Source organism: Isoptericola variabilis, assembly GCF_050311655.1.
In the GTDB taxonomy this organism is placed as follows: domain Bacteria; phylum Actinomycetota; class Actinomycetes; order Actinomycetales; family Cellulomonadaceae; genus Isoptericola; species Isoptericola variabilis.
This window is the reverse complement of the sequence record NZ_JBNOZM010000004.1, coordinates 347,491-365,785: the sequence shown is the minus strand read 5'-3', so window position 1 is coordinate 365,785 and position 18,295 is coordinate 347,491. Positions and strand designations below refer to the sequence as shown.

At 74.6% G+C, this 18,295-nt stretch carries 20 protein-coding genes; 12 read left to right on the top strand and 8 right to left on the bottom strand.

Annotated elements, in window-relative coordinates:
* Positions 1-163 precede the first annotated feature (163 nt).
* From amaB to ACQP60_RS11500, 3 genes are read right to left on the bottom strand one after another with little or no spacing between them, the layout of a single operon-like run.
* Positions 164-1,702: an L-piperidine-6-carboxylate dehydrogenase gene (amaB, locus tag ACQP60_RS11510; RefSeq protein WP_429732375.1), complete on the bottom strand. Its 1,539-nt coding sequence runs from the start codon at positions 1,700-1,702 to the stop codon at positions 164-166.
* Complete coding sequence (hglS, locus tag ACQP60_RS11505; RefSeq protein ID WP_429732372.1) at positions 1,699-3,042, bottom strand: 2-oxoadipate dioxygenase/decarboxylase; 1,344 nt, start codon at positions 3,040-3,042, stop codon at positions 1,699-1,701. Before hglS ends, amaB begins: the two co-directional genes overlap by 4 nt.
* 17 nt (positions 3,043-3,059) lie before the next feature.
* Positions 3,060-4,262: an NAD(P)/FAD-dependent oxidoreductase gene (locus ACQP60_RS11500; RefSeq protein ID WP_429732369.1), complete on the bottom strand. Its 1,203-nt coding sequence runs from the start codon at positions 4,260-4,262 to the stop codon at positions 3,060-3,062.
* 144 nt (positions 4,263-4,406) lie between these two features.
* Between ACQP60_RS11500 and ACQP60_RS11495 the strand changes: the two genes are divergently transcribed.
* From ACQP60_RS11495 to ACQP60_RS11485, 3 genes are all read left to right on the top strand, one after another.
* Positions 4,407-5,357, top strand: a complete 951-nt coding sequence (locus ACQP60_RS11495) for a LysR family transcriptional regulator (protein WP_429732366.1) — start codon at positions 4,407-4,409, stop codon at positions 5,355-5,357.
* Positions 5,358-5,404: 47 nt separating this feature from the next.
* Positions 5,405-6,319 carry an LLM class flavin-dependent oxidoreductase gene (locus tag ACQP60_RS11490; RefSeq protein WP_429732363.1) on the top strand — a complete coding sequence of 305 codons (915 nt, stop codon included), beginning with the start codon at positions 5,405-5,407 and terminating at the stop codon, positions 6,317-6,319.
* Positions 6,320-6,430: 111 nt separating this feature from the next.
* Complete coding sequence (locus ACQP60_RS11485) at positions 6,431-6,580, top strand: hypothetical protein (protein ID WP_176168862.1); 150 nt, start codon at positions 6,431-6,433, stop codon at positions 6,578-6,580.
* An 82-nt stretch (positions 6,581-6,662) separates the two neighbouring features.
* Here the strand turns inward: ACQP60_RS11485 and ACQP60_RS11480 are convergent, their stop codons facing one another.
* The 4 genes from ACQP60_RS11480 to ACQP60_RS11465 form a co-directional block, all read right to left on the bottom strand.
* Positions 6,663-8,054 (bottom strand): glycine--tRNA ligase, encoded by a 1,392-nt coding sequence (locus ACQP60_RS11480; protein WP_429732359.1) that lies wholly within the window; start codon positions 8,052-8,054, stop codon positions 6,663-6,665.
* A 141-nt stretch (positions 8,055-8,195) separates the two neighbouring features.
* A complete protein-coding gene (locus ACQP60_RS11475) occupies positions 8,196-8,546 on the bottom strand; it encodes a YciI family protein (RefSeq protein WP_429732356.1) in 351 nt (116 codons plus the stop codon).
* 20 nt (positions 8,547-8,566) lie between these two features.
* On the bottom strand, positions 8,567-8,938 hold the full coding sequence (locus tag ACQP60_RS11470; RefSeq protein WP_429732720.1) for an alpha/beta hydrolase: 372 nt from the start codon (positions 8,936-8,938) through the stop codon (positions 8,567-8,569).
* Positions 8,917-9,321 carry an alpha/beta hydrolase family protein gene (locus tag ACQP60_RS11465; RefSeq protein ID WP_429732735.1) on the bottom strand — a complete coding sequence of 135 codons (405 nt, stop codon included), beginning with the start codon at positions 9,319-9,321 and terminating at the stop codon, positions 8,917-8,919. The genes ACQP60_RS11470 and ACQP60_RS11465 overlap by 22 nt, the downstream gene beginning before the upstream one ends.
* Before the next feature lie 148 nt (positions 9,322-9,469).
* On the opposite strand from ACQP60_RS11465, the gene ACQP60_RS11460 reads away from it, so the two are divergent.
* From ACQP60_RS11460 to ACQP60_RS11420, 9 genes are all read left to right on the top strand, one after another.
* Positions 9,470-10,459 carry a metal ABC transporter substrate-binding protein gene (locus ACQP60_RS11460; protein ID WP_429732354.1) on the top strand — a complete coding sequence of 330 codons (990 nt, stop codon included), beginning with the start codon at positions 9,470-9,472 and terminating at the stop codon, positions 10,457-10,459.
* A complete protein-coding gene (locus tag ACQP60_RS11455; protein WP_429732351.1) occupies positions 10,456-11,322 on the top strand; it encodes a metal ABC transporter ATP-binding protein in 867 nt (288 codons plus the stop codon). The genes ACQP60_RS11460 and ACQP60_RS11455 overlap by 4 nt, the downstream gene beginning before the upstream one ends.
* Positions 11,319-12,260, top strand: a complete 942-nt coding sequence (locus ACQP60_RS11450; protein ID WP_429732348.1) for a metal ABC transporter permease — start codon at positions 11,319-11,321, stop codon at positions 12,258-12,260. The genes ACQP60_RS11455 and ACQP60_RS11450 overlap by 4 nt, the downstream gene beginning before the upstream one ends.
* A 38-nt stretch (positions 12,261-12,298) precedes the next feature.
* Positions 12,299-12,688 (top strand): Fur family transcriptional regulator, encoded by a 390-nt coding sequence (locus ACQP60_RS11445; protein WP_429732717.1) that lies wholly within the window; start codon positions 12,299-12,301, stop codon positions 12,686-12,688.
* Positions 12,689-12,721: 33 nt separating this feature from the next.
* The gene (locus tag ACQP60_RS11440; protein WP_429732345.1) at positions 12,722-13,282 is read left to right on the top strand and encodes a DedA family protein; all 561 of its coding nucleotides are present in this window, start codon (positions 12,722-12,724) and stop codon (positions 13,280-13,282) included.
* Positions 13,279-14,319, top strand: coding sequence for a FecCD family ABC transporter permease (locus ACQP60_RS11435; RefSeq protein WP_429732342.1), 1,041 nt, complete (start codon positions 13,279-13,281; stop codon positions 14,317-14,319). The genes ACQP60_RS11440 and ACQP60_RS11435 overlap by 4 nt, the downstream gene beginning before the upstream one ends.
* 1 nt (position 14,320) lies before the next feature.
* Positions 14,321-15,403, top strand: coding sequence for a FecCD family ABC transporter permease (locus ACQP60_RS11430; RefSeq protein ID WP_429732340.1), 1,083 nt, complete (start codon positions 14,321-14,323; stop codon positions 15,401-15,403).
* Positions 15,400-16,290: an ABC transporter ATP-binding protein gene (locus tag ACQP60_RS11425; protein ID WP_429732338.1), complete on the top strand. Its 891-nt coding sequence runs from the start codon at positions 15,400-15,402 to the stop codon at positions 16,288-16,290. The genes ACQP60_RS11430 and ACQP60_RS11425 overlap by 4 nt, the downstream gene beginning before the upstream one ends.
* A 63-nt stretch (positions 16,291-16,353) precedes the next feature.
* Positions 16,354-17,409 (top strand): iron-siderophore ABC transporter substrate-binding protein, encoded by a 1,056-nt coding sequence (locus ACQP60_RS11420; protein WP_429732335.1) that lies wholly within the window; start codon positions 16,354-16,356, stop codon positions 17,407-17,409.
* A 68-nt stretch (positions 17,410-17,477) separates the two neighbouring features.
* Here the strand turns inward: ACQP60_RS11420 and ACQP60_RS11415 are convergent, their stop codons facing one another.
* The gene (locus ACQP60_RS11415) at positions 17,478-18,284 is read right to left on the bottom strand and encodes an isoprenyl transferase (protein WP_429732332.1); all 807 of its coding nucleotides are present in this window, start codon (positions 18,282-18,284) and stop codon (positions 17,478-17,480) included.
* Between the last annotated feature and the right edge of the window lie 11 nt (positions 18,285-18,295).

Below are 18,295 nucleotides of genomic sequence, written 5' to 3'. Positions count from 1 at the left end.
CGATCGTCGTCGCGCGGCGCCCTGACCTGCAGGGTCGCCTGTCACGACGTGGCCATGACACCTGTCATGCTGTCATGCCCACCCGCCTCGGAGTGTTGTGAGCGCGATTTCGGGGACTATTCGCCCTCGAATAGTCCCCGAAATCGCGCTCACAACACTCCGGTCAGCCGAAGTTCACGCCCTGGGCCAGGGGCAGCTCGGTGGAGTAGTTCACGGTGTTGGTGACGCGGCGCATGTACTGCTTCCACGAGTCGGAGCCCGACTCGCGGCCGCCGCCGGTGGACTTCTCGCCGCCGAAGGCGCCGCCGATCTCCGCCCCGGACGTGCCGATGTTGACGTTGACGATGCCGCAGTCGGAGCCGACCTCGGACAGGAACGTCTCCGCCTCGCGGACGTCGAGGGTGAAGATGGCGCTGCTCAGCCCCTGCGGGACGTCGTTGTGCAGCGCGATGGCCTCCTCGAGCGTGTCGTAGGTGAGCACGTAGAGGATCGGGGCGAAGGTCTCCCGGCGCACGACGTCCGTCTGCCCCGGCATCCGCACCAGCGCGGGCGCGACGTAGGCCGCGCCCGGCGCGCCGTCGACGTCCACCGCCTCTCCCCCGACGACGACCGTGCCGCCGTCGGCGCGCGCCTCCTGGAGCGCCGCGAGCATCCGCTCGCGTGCGCCGGCGTCGGTGAGCGGCCCGACGAGCGTGCCGTCGGCGCGCGGGTCACCGACCGGCAGCCCGGCGTAGACCGTCTCGAGGCGCCCCACGAGGTCGTCCACGACGGAGGAGTGCACGATGAGCCGCCGCAGCGACGTGCACCGCTGCCCGGCCGTCCCTGCCGCGGCGAACACGATGCCCCGCACGGCGAGGTCGAGGTCCGCCGACGGCGCGACGACGGCCGCGTTGTTGCCGCCGAGCTCCAGCAGGTACCGGCCGCCGCGCCCGGCGACGACGGGCGCCACCTGCTGGCCCATCCGCTCCGACCCGGTGGCGGACAGCAGCGCGACGCGGGGGTCCGCGACGAGCGCCTCCCCCGCCTCGCGGGCGCCGAGCACCACCTGGCTCACGGCCTCGGGGAAGCCCGCCTCCGCGAGCGCCCGCCGCAGCAGCGCGTTCGACGCGAGCGCGCTCAGCGGCGTCTTCTCGCTCGGCTTCCACACGACGGTGTCGCCGCAGACCAGAGCGACGGCGGTGTTCCACGACCACACCGCGACCGGGAAGTTGAAGGCGCTGACGACGCCCACGACGCCGAGCGGGTGCCACTGCTCCATGAGCCGGTGGCCGGGGCGCTCGGACGGCATCGTGCGCCCGCCGAGGGACCGCGACAGGCCGACGGCGTAGTCGCAGACGTCGATCATCTCCTGCACCTCGCCCAGCGCCTCGGAGGTGATCTTGCCCGCCTCGATGGTCACCAGCTCGGCCAGGTCCGCCTTGTGCTCGGTGAGCAGCTCGCCGAGGCGCCGCACGACGCCGCCGCGCACCGGCCCGGGCACGGATCGCCAGGTGCGGAAGGCCTCCGCGGCGGACGTCACGGCCGCGTCGACGTCGGCGGCGCCCGCCTCGGGGAGCGTCAGCAGCGTCTCGCCGCTCAGCGGCGAGACGACGGGCAGCCCGACGTCCGACGCCGCCGGGACGTCCGCCCCGATCCGGGTCAGGGCGGCGAGCGCGGCGTCGCGCAGCTCGGTCGTGAGTGTGGTGGAGGTCTGGGTGGTCATGCTTCCGCTCCCTGGGTCTCAAGGTGGTGGGGGTCGACGCCGAGGCGCTGCGCCGCGCGGTCGCGCGACGCCGCCACCTGCGCGGCGTACAGGTCGAAGGGGTCGAACAGCTCGCGCCCGACGGCGCCGGCCATCCAGTCGGCGTCGCGCTCCTCGCCCGTCTGGCTGGCGTCCTTGGAGCCCTCCTCCGTGAGGTTGGACTGGAAGATGCCGGCCGCCGAGCGGGGCAGGAAGTCCTCGTAGACGATCGGCTCGCGGGTCAGGGTCCCGTCGTCGCCGACCTCGTAGGTGAAGTAGCCCAGGCCCTGCCGGGCGAGCTCGGCCTCGGTGTCCGGGAAGGTGCGGCGCCACACCTCGGGCGTCGCCCCCTCGACGACGGCGGCGTCGTACCGCGCCCGGCCGGCCCGCGTGAGCGCGATCCCGCGCGCCTCGACCTCGCCGAACCGCACGCGCAGGGAGTCCTGCACGACGTCGCCGTCCGGCGTGCGGAACGTGCGCGGCTCCGCGAGCGCCCGGAACGAGGTCTGCCGGAGCAGCACGTCCGGCCCCTCCCACAGCGGCGGGCCCTGGATGGCGTCGATCATCGTGATCCCGCGCGCCGCCATGCGGGCGTACAGGTCGTCGATGTCGAGCACGCGCGGGGTGAGGTGGTTGATGTGCGTGGACGGCACGCCGCCGATGTCGGCCGCCACGGCCGAGACGGCCTCCAGCTCCCGGTACCAGGCCTGGTCGACCGGCTCGCGCCCCAGCTCGAACGCGGCGGTCGCGAGGCGCAGGAAGTCGGCCGCGTCGGCGGCGCCCAGGCCACCGTCGGCCTCCGCGCGGTCCGCGAGCGCCAGCAGCTCGGGGCCGAACAGCGACCGACCGCTCAGGAAGGTCTCGAGCCGCGCCTGCAGGTCGGCGCTGAAGAACCGGCGGTCGGACGGCACGAGCATGGAGGTGAAGACGCGGAACGGGTTGCGCGCCAGCTCGGCGCGGTCGGTCGGCCGGAACGCGGTGGAGATGACGGGCACGGAGGACGACGACGCGTCGCGCAGGTCGTAGAAGCCCACGGGGTGCATGCCCATCGCGCCGAAGATCCGCGCGACCTGCTGCAGCTCCGCAGGCGTGCCCACGCGGATCGCGCCGTGCCGCTCGGCGGTGACGCGGTCGATGGAGCCCAGCCGCTCGGCGTCGGCGCCGCGGGCGCGGACGACGTCGGCGTTGACGTCGTGGGACACCTCGAGCAGCGTCGTGTAGGCGGGCACCTCCCGCCCGTACATGTCGGACAGCGAGCGCGCGAACGCGGCCCTCAGCTGCCACGGTTCGTGGAAGGCGTCCTGGTAGGCGTCGGTCGTCACGGTGCGTGCGTCCTCTCTCAGATGATGTTCGCCTCGGTGCGCGACCGTCGCGCACCGAACCGCCCGGCGTCGAACGCGGACACGTCGACGCCGCGTGCCGCGGGGGTGCCCGCCCGGCCCAGGTAGAGGTCGGTGACGGCCTCGCCCACGGCGGGCGCCTGCAAGAAGCCGTGCCCGGAGAACCCGCAGGCGTACAGGACGCGCGCGCCGCCGGGGCCCGTCGGCGCCTCGCCGATCAGCGCGTCGTGGTCGGGCGTGAGCTCGTACAACCCCGCCCAGCCGCCGGTCAGCGGGGCGTCGGCGAGCGCCGGGGTGGCCCGTGCGGCCAGGTCGCGCAGCCACGGCTCCCACGCCGGGTCGTAGGCGGCGTCGAAGCCGACCGGGGTGTCCGGCTCGGAGGCGCCCAGCAGCAGGGTGCCGCGGGCGTCGGCGTTGTGCAGGTAGAACGTGGTGCCGAAGTCGATGGTGAACGGGAGCGTCGGCGGCGCGGGCTCCAGCGGGCCGGTGAACGCGATCTGGCGTCGCACGGGGTCCACGGGCAGGTCGACGTCCACGAGAGTGCCGATCGCCCGGGACCAGGCGCCGGCGCACACGACGACGGCAGGCGCGACGACGGACCCGCGCGAGGTGACCACCGCGACCCGGCCGTCCGGCGCGGGGTCGACCGCGGTCACGCGCGCGCCGGCGACGACGCTCGCCCCGTGCCGGCGCGCGCCGTCCGCGTAGCCGGCGACCACGGCCGCGGGGTGCGCCCAGCCGTCCCGGGGCGCGAACGCGGCGCCGGCGTACGCCGTCGCGGACAGGTAGGGGTTGAGGCGGCGGGCCTCGGCGACGGTGATGAGGCGGCTGTCCACGCCGAGGTCGTTCTGCATCGCGACGGACCGCCCGAACAGCGCGACGTCGTCGTCGGTGGGCAGCGCGAAGAGGTATCCGGTCTGCCGCAGCCCGATGTCGCCGCCGGGCCGGCGCCGGAAGTCCTCGAAGAGCTCGAGGCTGCGGTGGCCCAGCGCGACGTTGGCCGGGTCGGAGAACTGCGCCCGCACGCCGCCCTTCGGCTTGCCCGAGCTCCCGCGGCCGAGCTCCCCGGCCTCGAGGAGCACGACGTGCGCCCCTGCCTCGGCGAGGTGGAACGCCACGGACGTCCCCATCACCCCGCCGCCGACCACGACGACGTCCGCCGTCCCCGGCAGTCCGTCCGCTCCCGGCGCGCTGTGCTCCACCCGACCTCCCTCGCTCGGCGACCCGGTCTCATCGTGCCGACCTGGAGCGTCCAGGACCATCGAAGGTTCGTGACGCCCACCGTTCAGGCGCGCTATACGGTGAGCGGGCGCCGAAGGGCGCACGATGGTGGCGGAGGTGACGACGTGGACACGTCCTCGCACGACCTGCCCTGGCCCGCGCTGCGGGCGCTGCGGGCACTGGCCGAGCACGGCACGATGACGGCCGCCGCGACCGCGCTGGGATACACGACCGGGGCGGTGTCGCAGCAGCTCGCGGTGCTCGCGCGCCACCTGGGTACGGAGGTGGTGCGCCCGCACGGCCGCGGGGTGGCGCTCACCGAGGCGGGCGCCGTGCTGGCCGCGCGGGCCGAGGGGCTGCTGGTCTCGCAGCGGGACGCCGTGCTGGCGGCGCGCGCGGCGACGGCCGACACGGTCGGCACGGTGCGGGTGGGCGCGTTCGCCACCGTGGCGGCGAGCATGCTCCCCCGCCTCGTCTCCGGGCTGGCGGCGCTGCACCCCCGGGTCACGCTCGAGGGGTACGAGCTCACCGTGGACGACGTCGCCGCCGCGGTGCGCCGCGGCGACGTCGACCTGGGGCTCGGCCTGGACTACCCGGGGGCCCCGATCCCCCGCGTGCCCGGCACGACGCTGCGCCCGCTGCGCACCGAGCGGTTCGGCGTCGTGTCCGCGCCGACGTCGGACCTGCCCGACCGGCTCGCGCTCGCCGACCTGGCCGACGTGCCGTGGATCCTGCCGCCGTTGCCCACCCACTACGGCGCCGCCGTGCGGCACGCGTGCCGGGCCGCCGGCTTCGAGCCGCGCGCCGCGCACGAGGTCAACGACACCTCCACCACGCTGGCGCTCGTCGCCCAGGGTCTGGGGGTGGCGCTCGCGACGCCGATGATGCGCACGCTGCGACCGGCGGGCGAGCTGCGCACCAGCACGTTGCGCGACCTCGTGGAGCGCGAGATCGTGCTGCTGGAGCCGGCGTCCGCGCCGCACCGCCCCGCCGTCGACGCCCTGACCCGGGTGATCGAGGCGGTGGTGCACGGCAGCCTCACCCACGACGACGCCGCGCCCCGGTCCGCGTGGTGAGCGCCCGCCCCGCGGCCTGACGCCGTCGTCGACCAAGGAGCACTCCCGTGCGGATCAGCATCAACGTCACCGACCAGTCGTGGCCCGAGCAGACACGGCCCGAGCGGTCACGGCCCGAGCGGTCACGGCCCACCGCCCTGCCCACCGCCCTAGCCGACGTCGCGCGTCGCGCCGAGGACGCCGGCGTCGACACGCTGTGGGTGCCCGACCACCTCGTGCAGGCCGACCCGACCCTGCCGCCGGAGCACGACGACCAGCTCGAGGCCTACACGACGCTCGGGTACCTCGCCGCGCGCACGTCCCGGATCCGGCTCGGCACGATGGTCAGCGCCGCGACGTTCCGCGCCCCGGCGCTGCTCGTCAAGGCGGTGACGACGCTCGACGTGCTCAGCGGCGGCCGGGCCTGGTTCGGTGTCGGCGCCGGGCACGAGGCGCGGGAGGCCGCGGACATGGGGCTGGACCTGCCCGGCACGCGCGCCCGTCTGGACCGGCTGGAGGACGTGCTGCGCCTCGCGCGGCAGATGTGGGCGGGCGACGAGTCGCCGTTCACGGGCAGCGGCGGGCTGCGGCTGGAGCGCCCGCGCTGCCGCCCCGCGCCGGCCACCCCGGGCGGGCCGCCGATCCTGGTGGGCGGCGCCGGCGAGCGCCGCACCCTGCGCCTCGTGGCCGAGCACGCCGACGCGTGCAACGTCTTCGACCTGCCCGACGACGGGGTCACCGTCCGCCACAAGCTCGCCGTCCTGGCCGAGCACTGCGCCGCCGTCGGGCGCGACGTGACGGCGATCGACCGCACGCTGAGCGCGCGGCTGCAGCCCGGCACCACGGCCGACGACCTCGCGGCGAAGGCCGAGACCGCCGCCGGCTGGGGCGTCACCCACCTCGTGCTCGTCACGCCGCAGCCGTGGGACGACGTCGCCGTGACCTGCGTCGCCGGCGCGCTCAGGCAGGTCGGCGACGCCTGAGCGCGTGACGGGCATCCAGGACGTACCCGACATCGTGCGTGCAACCGGCAACCGTGCCATCTTCGGTCCGCACGCCGTCACCCGGACGGCGCGCGGAGACTGGAGGTCCCCATGCCCGCATGGCTCATCCTCATCATCGTCGGGGTCGTCCTCGTGATCCTCGGCGTCGCGACCAACATCGGCCAGTTCCTCATCTGGATCGGAGTCATCGTGCTGGTCGTGAGCCTGGTGCTCGGCCTGCTCCGCAGGAGCCGTACCTGAACGCAGAGCGCCGCACCGGGAACGCCGACGGGGCCCGGGTCCGCAGCTGCGGACCCGGGCCCCGTCGTGCCGAGGGAGGACGTCAGAACGCCGCGAGGTGCTCCGCGAGGTAGGCGGTGACCTTGGGCAGCGCCACGCGCTCCTGCGCCATGGTGTCGCGGTGACGGATGGTCACCGCGTCGTCGTCCAGGGTGTCGAAGTCGACGGTGACGCAGAACGGCGTGCCGATCTCGTCCTGGCGGCGGTAGCGGCGGCCGATGGCGCCCGCGTCGTCGAAGTCGACGTTCCAGTTCTGGCGCAGCTCCGCGGCGAGGTCGCGGGCCTTGGGCGACAGGGCCTCGTTGCGCGACAGCGGCAGGACGGCGGCCTTGACGGGCGCGAGGCGCGGGTCGAGGCGCAGCACGGTGCGCTTGTCGACGCCGCCCTTGGTGTTGGGCGCCTCGTCCTCGGCGTACGCCTCGACGAGGAACGCCATGAGCGAGCGGGTCAGGCCCGCGGCCGGCTCGATGACGTACGGCAGCCAGCGCTCGTTCGTCGTCTGGTCGAAGAACGACAGGTCCTTGCCGGAGTGCTCCGAGTGCGTCTTGAGGTCGAAGTCGGTGCGGTTCGCGATGCCCTCGAGCTCGCCCCACTCGCCGCCCGCGAAGCCGAAGCGGTACTCGATGTCCACCGTGCGGGTGGAGTAGTGCGACAGCTTCTCGGCCGGGTGCTCGTACAGGCGCAGGTTCTCGGGGTCGATGCCGAGGTCCGTGTACCAGGCCATGCGGGTGTCGATCCAGTACTGGTGCCACTCGGCGTCCGTGCCCGGGGCGACGAAGAACTCCATCTCCATCTGCTCGAACTCGCGGGTGCGGAAGATGAAGTTGCCCGGCGTGATCTCGTTGCGGAACGACTTGCCGATCTGCGCGATGCCGAACGGTGGCTTCTTGCGCGACGCCGCGGCCACGTTCGAGAAGTTCACGAAGATGCCCTGCGCCGTCTCCGGGCGCAGGTAGTGCACGCCGGACTCGTCCTCGACCGGGCCGAGGTACGTCTTGAGCATCATGTTGAAGTCGCGGGGCTCGGTCCACTGCCCGCGGGTGCCGCAGTTGGGGCAGGCGATCTCGGCGAGGCCGCCCTCGGGCGCGCGGCCCTTCTTCTCCTCGAACTCCTCGATCATGTGGTCCTCGCGGAACCGCTTGTGGCAGCTGAGGCACTCGGTCAGCGGGTCGTTGAACGCGCCGAGGTGGCCGGACGCGTGCCACACCGGGGTGGGCAGGATGACGGCGGAGTCGAGGCCCACGACGTCGTCGCGGCGCGTCATCGCGCGCCACCACTGCTGCTTGATGTTCTCCTTCAGCTCCACGCCGAGGGGCCCGTAGTCCCACGCGGAGCGCGTACCGCCGTAGATCTCGCCGGACTGGAACACGAAACCTCGCCGCTTGGCGAGGGAGACGACGGCGTCGAGCTTGGCGGTCGGGGACGGTGCTGCCACGGATCACTCCTGGGTGTCGGGCCGCCACGTGGCTCGTGGGGCCGGTGCGGGGAACGCCGCCCGGTCGGCACGTCGGAGTCCGACGTCGACCGGCTGCGGTGCCCCCAGCCTACCGGGGCCGCCCGGCACCCCGGGCGGGCATCAGCCCTCGGCCTCGGCCGCCGACCGCGGCAAGGAGCCCGGCCCCGCGACGACGGTCCCGGCCGGCACCAGCCAAGTCGTGCACTCGGCGACGAACCGGCCCGCGAGGACCGCCGGGTCCTGGGCCCACAGCTCCTGAGCCTCCTCGAGACCGCAGACCATGACGGCGAACCCGCGCACCCGCTCGTCGTCGCCGTCGGCCGGGCCCGCCGCGAGCAGCAGCCCGCGGTCGTGCAGGTCGGCGACGGCCGCCAGGTGCGCGTCCTGGACGGCTGCCGCGTCGTCCTCGGGAAGCGGCGCCCAGTCGTCCGGCCGCACCAGCCGGACCAGCACCAGCTCGTCGAACCGCATCGGCCCTCCTCGCGACGGGTCTACGGCAGCACCGCGAGCTCGCGACGCAGGAACGCCGTCAGGCGGTCGAGCGCGGGTTCGGCCGCCGCGCACCAGCCCGGGAACGAGAAGACCCCGTGCGGGCTGTCGACCAGGTGCAGGTGGTCCACGCGCACGTCCGCCGCGCGCAGCGCCGCGGCGTAGCGCTCCCCGTCCTCGCGCAGGTAGTCGTGGTCGGCGGTGAGCACGAACGCCGCGGGCAGCCCGGCGTGGTCGGCGAGCTGCGGCGACACCAGCGCGTCCTCCGGGTCGCCCGCCGCACCGAGGTAGGCGGCGACCGTGTCCGGGGCGTCGGTGGACCGCCCGAAGGGCCAGGGCGCCTGCGGGATCATCATCGGCGCCCCGGGGCGCAGGTCGTACGCGCCCTGCGCCAGACCCTGGGCGCGGACGTGAGGCCCGCGCCGACGCTCGTCGCGAGGTGGCTCGACAGCCAGGCGGTCCTGGTGGGGTGCCCGAAGACGAACCCGCCGCCGTGCAGCACGACGAGCAGCGGGAGACGCCCGTCGACCCCCACCGGGCGGTAGGTGAGCGCGGGGATCCCGCCCGCCGGCCCGGGGACCACGAGCTCGTCCACGCTCGCCACGGGGTCCGGGCGGCCGTTGAGGACGTGGCCCACCCAGCGCGGCCCGGAGCGGGAGTTGAGCCTGTGGCGCGTGGCGTCCGACATCCGGGCGTACGGGACGACCGCCCGGTTGATCGCCGCCCCGAGCAGGCGCACCCGCCACTGCAACGCCACGGCCGCCCTCCTCCCGGCACGACGCCGTCTGGGGATGGGACGTCCTGCCCCGTGGCCCGTGACGCGCGGGCGCGGGTGAGATCGGGCCGCGACCGCGCGCACGGACCCTTGTTTGACAACCGTTCTCAACTACCTGAGAATCGTTCTCATGCTTCGCCGACGCGCGGCCCTCGCCGCCCTGCCCGCCCTCGCCCTGCCCGCCGTGCTCGCGGGCTGCTCCACCGACGACGGCACCGCCGACGGCACGCTCGAGGTGCTGGCCTCGTTCTACCCGCTGCAGTACGTGGCCGAGCAGGTGGGCGGCGACCTCGTCACCGTCTCCAACCTCACGCCGCCGGCCGCGGAGCCGCACGACCTCGAGCTCTCCCCCGCCCAGGTGCGCGAGATCGGGACGGCGGACCTCGTCGTCTACTCCTCCGGCTTCCAGACGGCGGTCGACGAGGCGGTCGAGACGCAGGCGCCGGAGCACGTCGTCGACACCACCGACGTCGTGACGCTCGAGAAGCACCCCGGGACCCCGACCGGCGAGGACGCGGCGGCCGACCACCTCGAGGAGGAGCTGGACGAGCACGCCGACGAGGGCGACGGCCACGACCACGCCGCCGAGGGCGCGACGGACCCCCACTTCTGGCTCGACCCGACGCGCGTGATCGACGTCGGCCACGCCGTCGCCGCGTCGCTCGGCGAGGCGGACCCGGAGCACGCGGCCACGTACGCCGAGAACGCGCGCACCCTGGAGAAGCAGCTCAAGGACCTGGACGGCGAGTTCTCCGCCGGCCTAGAGCAGTGCGCGTCGCGCACCCTCGTGACGTCGCACGAGGCGTTCGGCTACCTCGCGGAGCGCTACGACCTGGAGCAGGTGGGGATCGTCGGCCTCGACCCGGAGTCCGAGCCGTCCCCCGCGCGGCTGCGCGAGGTCGGTGCCATCGTCGAGGAGAACGACGTCAGCACGATCTTCACCGAGACGCTGACCAGCCCCAAGGTGGCCGAGACGCTCGCGAACGACATCGGCGTCACGACCGCCGTCCTCGATCCGCTGGAGGGCCTCTCGAAGGACGCGGCCGAGGCCGGGGACGACTACGTCTCGGTCATGCAGGACAACCTGGCCGCGCTCACCGAAGGGCTGCAGTGCTCATGACCACGCTCGCCACCGACTCGCCGAGCGGCACGACCACCCCTCGCGACGACGCCGTCCCCGCCATCGAGGCCCGCGACGTGCACGTGCGCCTGGGCGCCAGCCCCGTGCTGCGCGGGGTCGACCTCACCGTCCGGCGCGGGGAGGTCGTCGCGCTGCTGGGCGCCAACGGCTCCGGCAAGTCCACCCTGGTGCGCACCCTCGTCGGCGTGCTGCCGGCCACCGCCGGCAGCGTGCACCTGTTCGGCCACCCGCTCGGCAACGGCGTCCCGTGGGGCCGTGTCGGCTACGTGCCGCAGCGGGTCAGCGCGGCCGCCGGCGTCCCGTCGACGGCCGCCGAGGTCGTGGCCTCCGGCCTGCTGCACGGCCGGCGCCTCCGCCTCCCGCGGGGCTGGCGAGCCCAGGTCCGCGAGGCGCTCGACCTCGTCGGCCTCGCCGACCGCGCCCGGTACGCCACCCACCAGCTCTCCGGCGGTCAGCAGCAGCGCGTGCTCATCGCCCGCGCCCTGGTCCGCAGGCCCGAGCTCCTCGTGCTGGACGAGCCCGTCGCGGGCGTCGACCGACCCAGCCAGGAGGCGTTCGCCGCCACGATGACGCGACTCGTGGCCGAGGGCATGACGGTGCTCGTCGTGCTGCACGAGCTCGGCGAGCTCGCCCCGCTGGTGCAGCGCTGCGTCGTGCTGCGGCACGGGCGCGTGGTGCACGACGGCGCCCCGCCGACGCCGCAGCCCGGGCACGGCGGCGACGCCCACGAGCACGTGCACCCGCACGCGCACCCCCGCACCGTGCAGCACCCCGAGAACGTGCGCCTCGCGGAGGGGCCGTTCGAGCGACCCGACGACACCGACGAGGAGGTGGCGCGATGAGCGGCCTGTGGGAGATGGTCACCGACCCGTTCATGCAGCGGGCGCTCGTCGCGGCCCTGCTCGTCGGCGTCAGCGCCCCCGTCGTCGGCACCTACCTGGTGCAGAAGCGCCTCGCCCTGCTGGGCGACGGCATCGGGCACGTCGCGCTCACCGGTGTCGCGCTCGGCTGGCTGGTCGGCGCGGCGATGGGCCTGGTGCCCGACGACGTCCTCGCGGTCCCCGGCGCGGTGCTCGCCGCCGTCGCCGGCTCGGTCCTCATCGAGGTGGTGCGCCGCCGCGGCCGCACGTCGGGCGACCTGGCGCTCGCCATCCTGTTCTACGGCGGCATCGCGGGCGGCGTGCTGCTCATCGGCCTGGCGGGCGGCTCGTCCGGCAGCCTCATGGCCTACCTGTTCGGCTCCATCTCGTCGGTCACGCTGTCCGACGTCTGGGTCACCGTGGCCCTGTGCGGCCTCATCCTGCTCGTCGGCCTGGGGCTGCGCGCGGCGCTGTTCTCGGTGAGCCACGACGAGGAGTTCGCCACGTCCTCGGGGCTGCCCGTGTGGGCCCTGAACATGGCGGTGGCCGTGCTCGCCGCCCTCACCGTGACGGTCGCGATGCGGGTGGTCGGCCTGCTCCTCGTCTCGGCGCTCATGATCGTGCCGGTCGCGATCGGCCAGCTCGTCACCCGGTCGTTCCGCCGCACCATGCTCGTGGCGTCGGTCGTCGGCGTCGTCGTCTGCGTCACGGGGCTGTCCATCACCTACTGGCACAACGTCTCGCCTGGCGCGCTCATCGTGGTGCTCGCGATCGCCGTCTACGTCGTGGTCGCTGCGCTGCACCCGCTGCTCGCGCGTCGCAGCGCGCCCGTCGACCCGCATCCCGACATCCCCGACGACGTCGCCGTCTCCCCCGCCGGCGCCGGCCGGGGCGCACCTCAGGAGGAGTGCACGCCGTGAACGACACCACCCGCACCCCTACCGCCGCACCGCCGCGGATGACGCGGCAACGGGCGGCCGTGGCGGACGCCCTCGGCGACACCGACGAGTTCCGCAGCGCGCAGCAGCTCCACGAGCTGCTGCGCTCCCGCGGCGACACGGTCGGCCTCGCCACCGTGTACCGGACGCTGCAGGCCCTGGCCGACGGCGGCGACGTCGACGTCCTGCGCAGCGAGGACGGCGAGAGCCTGTACCGCCGCTGCGCCCGGCGCGAGCACCACCATCACCTGGTCTGCCGGGCCTGCGGCCGGGCGGTCGAGATCGACGGCCCGACGGTCGAGCAGTGGTCCGCGTCGGTCGGCGCCGCGCACGGTTTCGCCGACATCGAGCACACCGTGGAGCTGTGGGGAACCTGCGCCGCCTGCCGGGCGGACGAGTCGTCGAATTAGGACAGGCATACCTCAGTCGGGCACAATGAGGCCGTGCACCTGACCACCCCCGCGCTCGCCGCGGCCGCCGAGGAACCCGCCGGCGTGTACACGATCCCCGGCGTGCCGTTCTGGGTCGTGTACGCGGCGGCGTTCGGGATCGTCCTCGTGCGCGCGCAGGCCACCTACTGGGCCGGGCGCGGCGTGGCCCGCGGCACGTCCCGGGGCCGGGTCGCCGACGCGCTGGCCCGCCCGGGCGCCGTGGCCGTCGTCGAGCGGGTGAACCGCTGGGGCCCGCCCGCGGTGACGCTGTCGTTCTTCACCGTCGGGGTGCAGACCCTCGTCAACCTCGCCGCCGGCTACCTGCGCATGCCCTTCGGGCGCTACCTCGTGGCCCTGCTCGCCGGCTGCGCGGTGTGGGCGGGCATCTGGACGACGATCGGCACGGCCGCCGTGAACGCGGCGATCGCGGTGGGCCTGCGCCACCCCGTCACGCTGGTCGCGGTCGGACTCGGCGCCGTGGCCCTGGTCTCCTGGGTGGTCTACCGCCTGACGCGCCGTGCGGCGTCGTCGTCCGAGCCCGCGGTCGCCCCCGCGACCGAGGACGCGTCGTGAGCGCCGCCACCGTCGCCCCCGCCACGCGGCCCGCGTCGGCGCTCGTCGCCCGGCGCGCCCGTGGTCGCCTCCTGATGGTCCTGGCCGCCCTCGCGCTGCTGGCGGTCGTCGTGCTGGCGAGCCTCGCGCTGGGCGTGCGCGACATCGACGTCGCGACCGTCTGGCAGGCGCTCACCCACCCGGTCGCGGGGAACGTCGACCACGACGTCGTGCGGGACCAGCGCGTGCCGCGCACGCTGATCGGGCTCGCCGCCGGCGCCGCCCTCGGCATCGCCGGCACCCTCGTCCAGGGCGTCACGCGCAACCCCATCGCGGACCCGGGCCTGCTCGGCCTCAACTCGGGGGCGTCGCTCGCCGTCGTGATCGCCACCTCGATGTTCGGCGTGGTCTCCCCGCTCGGGTTCGTCTGGTTCGCGTTCGCGGGCACCGCGGCGGCCGCGCTGCTCGTGTTCTCGATCGGCGCCGGGCAGCCGGTCAAGCTCGCTCTCGTCGGCGCGACCGTCACCGCGCTCATCACGCCGCTGATCACCCTGGTGCTGCTGCGCGATCCCGAGGCCTTCAACATGTACCGCTTCTGGGCGGTGGGCTCCCTCACCGGGCGCGGCACGGAGACCCTCGCCGTCCTGTGGCCGTTCGTCGTCGTCGGCATCGTGCTCGCGGGGGCGCTCGCGCACCGGCTCTCCATGCTCGCGCTCGGCGACGACGTCGCGTCCGCGCTCGGCCAGCGCGTCGGGGTGACGCGGGGGCTCACGGCGGTCGCCGTCATCCTGCTCGCCGGCACGGCCACCGCGCTGGCCGGCCCGATCGCCCTCGTCGGGCTGGCGGTGCCGCACGCCGCCCGCCGCCTGGTCGGCACGGACTACCGCTGGATCGTGCCCCTGACCGCCGTCCTCGGCCCGGTGATGCTGCTGGGGGCCGACGTCATCGGCCGCCTGGTGCTGCCGCACTCCGAGCTCGAGGCCGGCGTCGTCGCCGCCGCGATCGGCGCGCCCGTCCTCGTGGCCGTGGCCCGCGGCCGGACCGTGGCGGGGGTGTGAGATGACCGCCGACCTCACCGCCCGCCCCGCGGACCCGGACACCCCTGACGGCCTCGCCGGCCCCGCCGACCCCGTCGTCGCCCTGCGCCGCCGCCGGCGGCGCCGGCTCACCCTCGTGGTCGCGTCGCTCGTCGTCCTGCTCGTGGCGTTCGCGACCCTCGCGCTCACGCTCGGCGAGGCGGCGCTCGCGCCCGGCCGCGCCCTGGCGGCGCTGTTCGGCGTCGGGTCGGACGCCGACGTGTTCGTCGTGCACCGGCTGCGCCTGCCCCGCATCGAGACGGCCGTCCTCGCAGGCGCGTCCTTCGGGCTCGCCGGCGCCATGTTCCAGACCACCCTGCGCAACCCGCTCGCGAGCCCCGACATCCTCGGCATCGCCAGCGGCGCGAGCCTCGGGGCCGTCACCGCGATGCTCGTGCTCGGGCTCACCGGGCTGGCCGTGTCCGGGGCGGCGTTCCTGGGCGCGCTCCTCGTCGCCCTCGCCATCTGGGTGTTCGCGTGGCGCCAGGGCCTGCACTCGATCCGCTTCGTCCTGGTCGGCGTCGGGTTCGCCTACCTGTGCTCGTCGCTGCTGGCCTGGCTGCTGGCGAGCGTCGAGATCCGCGCCGCCCAGTCCGCGCTCGTGTGGACGGTCGGCAGCGTGGCGGACGTCCGCGGCGCCGACCTCGTGACGTTCGCCGCCTCGGCCCTCGTGCTCGGCGCCGGCATCGCCGCGGTCTCGCGGTGGCAGCGGCCGCTCGCGCTCGGCGACGACAACGCGCGCGCCCTCGGCGTCCCCGTCGACGCCGCACGCGTGACGTCGCTGCTGCTGGCCGTCGGCCTCGTGGGGGTCGCGACGTCGTTCGTCGGCCCGCTCGCGTTCGTGGCCCTCGTCGCCCCCGCCATCGCGCGCCGGCTGCTGTCCGACGGCGGCGCCGCGCTCGCGGTGTCGGTGCTCACCGGGGCCCTCCTCGTGCTCGCCGCGGACGTCGTCGGCCAGCACCTGCTGTTCGGGCTCGAGGCGCCCACCGGCATCGTCACCGGCCTCATCGGCGCCCCCTACCTGCTGTGGCTGCTGGCCACCGACCGAAGGAAGAGGCTCGCATGACCGACGTGCACCGGCCCGCCGCGCCGTCCGCGCGTCCCGGCTCGACGCCGGCCCCCGACCACGACGCGACCCGCGCCGCCGCGCCCGACGTCACGCTGCGCGCCCACGGCGTCAGCCTCGGCTACGACGGCCGCCGCGTGATCGACGGGCTCGACCTGGAGCTCCCCGCCGGCCGCGTGACGGCGATCGTCGGCCCCAACGCCTGCGGCAAGTCGACCCTGCTGCGCGGCCTGGCCCGCCTGCACCCGCTCGACGGCGGCCGCGTCACGCTGGGCGGCGAGGACGTCGGCACCCTGTCGCGCAAGGAGCTCGCGAGGCAGGTCGGCGTGCTGCCGCAGTCGTCGATCGCCCCCGACGGCGTCCGCGTCGCCGAGCTCGTGGCCCGCGGCCGGTACCCGCACCAGGGGTGGTTCGGGCGGCACAGCTCCACCGACGACGGCGCGGTGCTCCGCGCCCTCGAGGCCACCGGGGTCGCCGACCTCGCCGACCGGCCCGTCGCCGAGCTGTCGGGCGGCCAGCGCCAGCGGGTGTGGATCGCGATGGTGCTCGCGCAGGAGACCGACGTCGTGCTGCTCGACGAGCCCACGACCTACCTCGACCTCGCGCACCAGGTGGACCTGCTCGACCTGCTCACCGAGCTGAACCGCACCCGCGGCACCACCGTCGTCATGGTGCTGCACGAGCTCAACCTCGCCGCCCGGTACGCCGACCACCTGGTGGTGATGAGTGCCGGGCAGGTGGTGGCCGAGGGCCGCCCCGGCGACGTCCTCACCGCCGCCTCCGTGCACGCCGCGTTCGGCCTGCGGGCCCAGGTGGTGCCGGACCCGGTGTCGGGAACGCCACTCGTCGTCCCCCTCGGCCGGACGCACGACGGCACTCTAGGATAGGTTAGGCTCTCCTCACCTAATGTTCCTCTCGCGCCGCCGGCGCGAGCACACCGAGGAGAACCCGTGCGTCTTCGCCGCCCTCTCGCCGCTGCCGCCGCCCTCGCGGCGACGGCCGCCCTGACCCTCGCCGGCTGCGCGTCCGACGACGCCCCCGAGAGCGAGCAGCCGGCCGCCTCGGGCAACGTCCGGTCCGAGCCCACCGACGAGTTCCCGATCACGATCGAGCACGCGCTCGGCGAGACGGTGATCGAGAAGGCGCCGCAGCGGGTCGCCACCTGGGGCTGGGGCTCCACCGAGGCAGCCATCGCGTCGGGCGTCTACCCCGTCGCCGTGGCGGAGCAGATCTTCACCGTCGGCGAGGACGCGCTGCTGCCCTGGGTCGAGGAGGCCTACGACGAGGAGGGCGTGGAGAAGCCCGCCATCCTGTCCGACCCCGACGGCGGTTCCACCGTGCCCTACGAGGAGTTCGTCAAGGCGGAGCCGGACCTCATCGTCGCGCCCTACTCCGGGCTCACCCAGGAGCAGTACGACGTGCTGAGCGACATCGCCCCCGTCGTCGCCTACCCGGACGCCCCGTGGACCACCACGTGGCAGGACACGATCTCGATCACCGCCCAGGCGCTCGGCCGCTCCGACGCCGGCGACGAGATCCTGGGCGACATCGACGCGTTCGTCGCCGAGAAGGCCGCCGCGCACCCCGAGTTCGCCGGCAAGACGTTCGCGGCCATCGTCGACGACCCGAGCAAGGGCATCGTGTCGGTGTACACCCCGCTGGACCCGCGCACCACCTTCCTCGAGGGCCTGGGCGTGAAGAACGCCCCGTCGGTGAGCGAGCTCGACAGCTCGAACGGCAGCTTCTACTACGACCTGTCCTACGAGGAGCTCGACAAGCTCGACTCCGACTTCGTCGTCGCCTACGCCTACAGCGACGAGGCCGCGCAGGCCTTCGACGACAACAAGGACCTCCAGGCGATCCCCGCCGTCAAGGCCGGGAAGGTCGTGAAGGTCGTCGGCCCGCCCGAGGTGTCGGCCGTGTCGCCGCCCACCGCGCTCTCCGTGTACTGGGAGGACGGCTTCCCGGCCCTCGTCGACTCGATGGCCGAGGTGCTCGGCGACTGACCGCCGCCCCGACCCACGACACCACGACGAACCCCCGCCCGGCCACCGGGCGGGGGTTCGTCGTGCGGTCAGCCGGCGTCGGGGGTGTCGACGGCGCCGCCGTAGCGCCGGTCGCGGCGGGCAAACTCCTCCACCGCGCGCCACAGGTGCCGCCGGTCGACGTCGGGCCACGGCTCCGGCAGGAACACCATCTCCGCGTACGCGGCCTGCCAGATCATGAAGTTCGAGGTGCGCTGCTCCCCCGACGAGCGCAGGAACAGGTCGACGTCCGGCAGGTCGGGCTCGTCGAGGTACTTCTGGACCGTCTTCTCCGAGACGCGCGCCGGGTTCAGCCTCCCCGCCGCCGCGTCGCGGGCGATGGCGGCCGCGGCGTCGGCGATCTCCGCCCGCCCGCCGTAGTTGACGCACATCGTCAGCGTGCAGCGGTCGTTCTCCCGGGTCATCTCCTCCGCGACCTGCAGCTCCTTGATCACCGACCCCCACAGCTTCGGCCGGCGGCCGGCCCAGCGGATGCGCACGCCCCACGACGACATCTCGTCGCGACGCCGCCGGATGACGTCGCGGTTGAAGTTCATGAGGAACTTCACCTCGTCCGGCGACCGCTTCCAGTTCTCCGTGCTGAACGCGTACGCCGACACGTGCTTGACGCCGATCTGCACGGCCCCCGCCACGACGTCGAGCAGGGACTTCTCCCCCTGCTTGTGCCCCTCCACGCGCGGCAGCCCGCGCGCGTTGGCCCACCGTCCGTTGCCGTCCATGACGATCGCGACGTGGTTCGGCACGAACTGCGCCGGGATGTTCGGCGGCGTCGCGCCCGAGGGGTGCGGGTAGGGCTCGGCGTACTCGCGCGGCCGGGCGTCGGAGGTGCGGGGCATCAGGCCTCTCT